The organism is Bacillus sp. AP50, from assembly GCF_040492675.1.
Lineage (GTDB): Bacteria > Bacillota > Bacilli > Bacillales > Bacillaceae_G > Bacillus_A > Bacillus_A cereus.
Genome location: NZ_JBEUTW010000326.1, coordinates 1 through 5,767, shown reverse-complemented (window position 1 = coordinate 5,767; position 5,767 = coordinate 1). Strand labels below are relative to the sequence as shown.

The following is a 5,767-nucleotide window of genomic DNA, read 5'->3' as shown; positions in this document are numbered from 1 at the left end:
TTATAATACATTTCAACATAGTAAACACCGATAAAGTGACAAAATATTTAAATATGTGTAAATAATCGTTTAAATTTTAATGTTGGCACGATATTTGCTTATATCAATGGTGTGTAAAGAAATAGGGAAATGAGTAGAGTCATAATTTACATATTTAATTCTTTACCAATTGCTAGAAAAGGGAGGTTAAGAGTATACAATTTCAACAGAGAAAGACAACGAAACCATTTAAATTATGAGGTGAGAGAAAATGAAACCACTAATTGGTGTTACTGGGTATTATGTTGATCATAGTGAAATAGGGAAGGAGGGCTTGCGAGGGCTACCAGGTCAAGATATGGCTCTCTTTTCTTATGACTACATCCGCTCCCTTCAAAGGGCAGGTGCAACGGTTGTTCTACTTCCAATTGAGGAAGTTGATCAAATTGAGTCCACACTTAATCAATTAGATGGATTGTTATTGGCTGGTGGCGCGGACATCAATCCAGTTTATTACGGTGATATTCCAAAATCATATATAGGTACTGTAGAGGAAGAACGAGATAATTTTGAATTAAATTTGGCAAAGCAGGCTTTAGAAAAAGATATTCCTATTCTAGGAATTTGCCGAGGATTACAGGTATTAAATGTTGCAGCTGGTGGATCTCTTTATCAAGACTTAGAGCACGAGATGGGGCCAGAATATTTCCATGTTCGAGAACAGTTCCGTAAATGGCAAGGCTCTCATTCTGTAGATCTTCTGGAAGAGGGGAAAATTTATGAGGCTATTGGCCAAAAATCTTTAATGGTTAATTCTTTTCACCACCAAGCAGTGAAAACATTAGGGAAAGATTTTGAGGCGAGTGCATGGTCCTTTGACGGTGTAATAGAGGCTATTGAATCGAAGGCTCATCGTTATGTAGCAGCGGTTCAATGGCATCCAGAAATGATGTCGGAAAGGGATGTCTTGCAGCAACGTTTATTTAACCAATTTGTAAATGAAATTAGTAAAAAGGTAGTTACATCCTAGCGTTTTATAAATAAAAGAATTGATGGATAGCTTGGTACGTCATGGTAGTGGGGAAACCAGACTGCCGGCTGCTTGTAAAAGTAATAATCATTGGGGGATGAACAAAACCCCCAATGATTAAAGTTTCATTCTATTGCAAAGGGGATTGGTATATGAGTCAAGTATCAGAAAAGGCGGTTTCATTCGAGCCAGAAGAAAAAAAGGAAAAAAAAGAATGGAAAATAAACGTATTTGCAATGTTACTTGTCTTGTTAGTTATTGCGGCTGTGATTACACATATATTGCCGGCCGGAAAATATGAACAGATTGAAAAAAATGGGTATACAACAGTAGATCCAAATTCATTTAAATGGATTGAATCATCACCACTTGGATTTTTTGATACGGTAAAATCTATTCCTACAGGGATGGTAGAAGCTGCTAATATTATCTTTTTTATTCTTATTATTGGAGGTTTTTTTGGTGTATTAAAGGCATCCGGTACAGTTGAGGCTCTTGTTTCAACGATGGCAAAAAAACTTGCTAACCGTGAAAAGTTAATGATTCCTATTATCATGCTGTTCTTTGCACTTGGCGGGTCATTAATGGGAATGGCTGAGGAAGCTTTAGTGTATGTACCTCTATTCATCCCGCTAGCTCTTGCGGTTGGATTTGATACGATAACAGGAACTGCGATGGTACTTGTAGGAGCGTCCGTCGGATTTACAACGGCAATTATGAATCCGTTTACAGTTGGTCTGGCTCAAGGGATAGCGGGTCTTCCTATGTATTCGGGGATGGGGTTCCGCCTCGTTTTATTTGTAGTCATATATGTAATTGCTGTTACATTCGTTTATCGTCATGCGATGAAAGTAAAGAGGGATCCTGCAAGCGGAATTTACGGAAAATTCGATACAAACAAGCAAGACAGCCTACTAACAGCGAAAGTAGAGTTAACAAAAAGACATAAATGGATATTAACGGCCTTTTTAATCAATTATATTATTCTTGTATTTGGTGTTATTAAGTACGAGTGGTATATAAAAGAAATTGCAGCCTTATTTATTATTTTAACTATAATCATTGCAATTCTTGGCAAGATATCTCTTGATGATACAGTAGAATCTTTTACACAAGGATCGGCATCTTTAATCGGGGGAGCTTTAATTATTGGTGTATCACGCGCTATTTTAGTTGTCTTGAATCAAGGGCATATTATAGACCCACTACTGTATCAAGTGTCGGAAGGAATGGAACATATTTCTCCTTTTTTAAGTGTTGTTGGAATGTACAACTTCCAAGTAGCGATTCATTTTATTTTAGCATCAGGTAGTGGTCATGCAATGTTGACAATGCCTATCATGGCGCCACTTGCAGATTTATTGGACATTACACGCCAAACAGCTGTATTATCCTTTTCATTCGCGGATGGTATTGGAAACATTATTTTTCCGACAGGTGGTACGCTAATGGCTGGATTAGCAATTGCAGGAATTTCATGGACAAGGTGGGCAAGGTGGATTCTTCCTTTAATTCTAATTGAATACTCAATCGGTTTAATAGCAGTTATAATTGCTCATCTTATTGGTTATGGTCCGTCTTAATAAAAGGTGGATATGCTTTCAATTATAGAAAGTTCGAATTTGAAGAAGATCGCTAAATAATGATGATAGAAAAGCCCGGTTTAGAAGGGCTTTTTTTCTATGTAAAATTTCATTTGTTTGGTTTACATAATATCTTTACAATCATTTGATAAAATATATGTAACTGCATATTGTGAGGGTGGGTGGTTATCCCTTCTTTCCATTTGGAAGGAAAGGGGGTGATAATATGGAGTTTTTGTTTGACCTTGTAAAAGAATTTGTAAAAGCGACTGTACGTGAAGTTTCAGCGTATTTTTTGCGGAAGCAACTTCTGGATAAGGACAACAAAAAACCCACTCCGCGCCGTAGGAAGCAAAAGGGTGGGTTTCGTAAAAAATAGTAACGTGTAATAACCACCACCCTATACGGTAGCAGTTAAGGAAGAGATGTTAGCGCATCTCTTCTTTTTATTATATGCCATTTTATTTGATGTCATACTTATATAGTATTCTACGGAAAATATATCATATTCCTATTTTGTGGTCAATTTGATCCCGCTTTAACGGGCAGTAAGACCCCCACCTCAAAATTCAGTGGAAGCAAAGAAGTTAGGTGGGGGTCGGGCTGTCCGTAAAAGTCCGATTGGTTCAACTAATAATCAGTGGGGGATGAACAAAACCCCCCACTGATTAAAGTTTCACTTTATTGCATGATTGAAAAGGTGTAGTCTTATTCCTCTTCAAACTGAAAAATATCCCTGTTAATAAGTTGGTGGAGATACCTATCCATTTCAGCCGCAGAAACGCTTCTTTCATTTTTAAACCACCATGCGCTTAATGAGGTGATTGCCCCTGAATAAAACTCAATGATTAAATCATTTGGCATCGTATGATTTTTGCGCAGTTGATGTAACGCTTCTATTTCTTGTTTTCTCGTTTCGTGACTTAAATACTGTGTCCGGTTAATAAATTGTTCATCAGACATTTGCGTTTCTAATATTTTACCGATTTCTTCATGGTGTAGAAATTGTTCCATTACTTGAAATGGTTTACTTAATCGATCTGAAACGGGTATTTCAGCAATCATCTTGCTGTATCGTTTAAATCCAAATGCTAATAAAGCATCTTTATCTTCAAAGTGTTTATAAAAGGTTGTTCGGTGTACCATCGCGCGGTCACATATTTGGTTAATTGTGATCGTACTATATTTCTGCTTTGATTGTGTCATTAATTCAAATAAGGAATCCCATAGTAATTTATGTGTACGTCTAATACGTAAATCAATTTGTTTTTCATTATCGTTCATCTACAATTCTCCTTTTTTGTAGATTAAATATACAGTGGCTGAAAATTGATTCTCCCTTTTTAATCTACATATGTATATTATATTACATGTGTTTAGGTATATTTATCGTTTTTTAGCAAGAAACAGGAGGAGAATTTGTAAATGAATATGACAACTAAGAGCCCTGCAAGTGGCAAAGTTGATACTTCTAATTTGAAACATACCCCCATTTTAATTGCATTACTTCTAGGGGCAATGGTTGCATTATTAAACGAAACGTTACTTGGTAATGCGTTAACCGTATTAATGAAAGAATTTGGCGTAACAGCTTCAACGATTCAATGGCTTTCTACAGCTTACATGTTAGTAGTTGGGGTTTTAGTCCCGATTACAGCGTTACTTCAACAATGGCTCACAACGAGGCAAATGTTTTTAATCGCTATGGTAACGTTTTTAGCTGGTACATTAATTGCGGGATTTGCGCCGACATTTTCCGTTTTATTAGTCGGCCGTATCGTCCAAGCGGTAGCGACAGGGTTAATTTCACCGTTATTAATGAATACGATTTTAATTATTTGTCCGCCTGAAAAACGTGGTGCAACAATGGGATTAATCGCACTTGTAATGATGGCAGCTCCAGCAATTGGCCCTACATTATCTGGAGTAATCGTAGACTCACTAAATTGGCGCTGGTTATTCTATATTGTTATTCCTGTCGTGATCATTTCCATTATGATTGGAATGAAGTACATTCAAAATGTTTCAGAGTTAACAAGGCCAAAAGTAGATTATCCATCTATCCTTTTATCGACACTCGGATTTGGCGGACTTGTGTATAGCTTTAGTGCATCAGGTGACTTAGGATGGTCCGATGCGAAAGTGTATGGCACTTTACTTGTTGGGCTTATCTCATTATGTATTTTTGTCTTTCGACAATTGAAAATTGAGAATCCAATTTTAGAATTACGCGCATTTAAAGTCCCGATGTTTACATTATCAGTTGGATTAATCGTCATTGTGATGATGTCGTTATTTTCAACGATGACTTTATTACCGATGTTCCTGCAAACAGTTTTACTCGTTACAGCTTTTAAATCAGGAATCATCATGCTTCCGGGAAGTGTTATTAGCGCCATAATGGGACCAATCGCAGGTAAACTATTTGATAAATTTAGTCCGAAAGTTATTATCGTTCCCGGTATTGTGTTAGTGGGGATAGCAATGTTCTTATTTAAAGGCATTACTCCTGATACATCAATGGTACAAATTATTGTTATGCATAGCGTATTAATGGTTGGACTCATGTTTGTTATGACAGCACAAACATACGGTTTAAATCAATTAACACCAGATTTATATCCGCACGGAACAGCACTGTTTAGCACACTGCAACAAGTAGCTGGCGCAATTGGTACGGCTATCTTTATTTCGAAAATGTCTTCAGGAACAGCTAGCTATATGGAAAGCTCCGCAAATCCACTGGATCCAGTAGAGAAGTTAAACGGTTTAACATCCGGATTCCAAGGTGCATTTACACTTGGGCTAGTCTTTATAATTGTTGCGTTTATCGTCTCGTTGTTTTTAAAAGAAGAGAAAAAGAGAGTAAAGGCAGCGAGGGTTTTACAGAACGAACATTAAGGTTTATATAAAAAAGACATCTTTCCCTAAAAAAGATGTCTTTTTTATATTTTTTTCGTAACACTTGTTTTTGATGTCTTAATACATAAGAATTGGTATGTAAAATATTTGTATTTTTTGAACATGAATAATTATTGAGAATAACGATGCAAAGCTGTGCTAATAACTAAAAGTCCAATAATGAGAGAAAGTGTTCTTATAATAAGTTCTGCCACTAATAGTTCACCAAATGATTTAGTGACATCGTATATAGATCCTGTTATGAGAATAGGTG

At 36.4% G+C, this 5,767-nt stretch carries 5 protein-coding genes; 4 read left to right on the top strand and 1 reads right to left on the bottom strand.

Annotated features, from left to right (window positions below):
* Window positions 1–250: 250 nt before the first annotated feature.
* The 3 genes from ABWK52_RS21470 to ABWK52_RS21460 all read left to right on the top strand — a co-directional run bounded on the left by ABWK52_RS21470 (window position 251) and on the right by ABWK52_RS21460 (window position 2,971).
* Entirely contained in the window at window positions 251–1,009 is a 759-nt protein-coding gene (locus tag ABWK52_RS21470; RefSeq protein WP_098541736.1) for a gamma-glutamyl-gamma-aminobutyrate hydrolase family protein, read from the top strand.
* 152 nt (window positions 1,010–1,161) lie between these two features.
* Window positions 1,162–2,592: a YfcC family protein gene (locus tag ABWK52_RS21465; protein ID WP_098541738.1), complete on the top strand. Its 1,431-nt coding sequence runs from the start codon at window positions 1,162–1,164 to the stop codon at window positions 2,590–2,592.
* 226 nt (window positions 2,593–2,818) lie between these two features.
* The gene (locus tag ABWK52_RS21460) at window positions 2,819–2,971 is read left to right on the top strand and encodes a hypothetical protein (protein ID WP_000394754.1); all 153 of its coding nucleotides are present in this window, start codon (window positions 2,819–2,821) and stop codon (window positions 2,969–2,971) included.
* Window positions 2,972–3,300: 329 nt separating this feature from the next.
* Here the strand turns inward: ABWK52_RS21460 and ABWK52_RS21455 are convergent, their stop codons facing one another.
* Entirely contained in the window at window positions 3,301–3,876 is a 576-nt protein-coding gene (locus tag ABWK52_RS21455; protein ID WP_000999275.1) for a TetR/AcrR family transcriptional regulator, read from the bottom strand.
* Between the two features lie 141 nt (window positions 3,877–4,017).
* Between ABWK52_RS21455 and ABWK52_RS21450 the strand changes: the two genes are divergently transcribed.
* The gene (locus ABWK52_RS21450; protein ID WP_098541740.1) at window positions 4,018–5,493 is read left to right on the top strand and encodes an MDR family MFS transporter; all 1,476 of its coding nucleotides are present in this window, start codon (window positions 4,018–4,020) and stop codon (window positions 5,491–5,493) included.
* Window positions 5,494–5,767: the final 274 nt, after the last annotated feature.

What these genes read in the sequence shown, in the direction of transcription:
- ABWK52_RS21470 (WP_098541736.1), top strand. Translation starts at nt 251, where the DNA reads ATGAAACCACTAATTGGTGTTACTGGGTATTATGTTGATCATAGTGAA.
- ABWK52_RS21460 (WP_000394754.1), top strand. Translation starts at nt 2,819, where the DNA reads ATGGAGTTTTTGTTTGACCTTGTAAAAGAATTTGTAAAAGCGACTGTA.
- ABWK52_RS21455 (WP_000999275.1), bottom strand. Translation starts at nt 3,876, where the DNA reads ATGAACGATAATGAAAAACAAATTGATTTACGTATTAGACGTACACAT.
- ABWK52_RS21465 (WP_098541738.1), top strand. Translation starts at nt 1,162, where the DNA reads ATGAGTCAAGTATCAGAAAAGGCGGTTTCATTCGAGCCAGAAGAAAAA.
- ABWK52_RS21450 (WP_098541740.1), top strand. Translation starts at nt 4,018, where the DNA reads ATGAATATGACAACTAAGAGCCCTGCAAGTGGCAAAGTTGATACTTCT.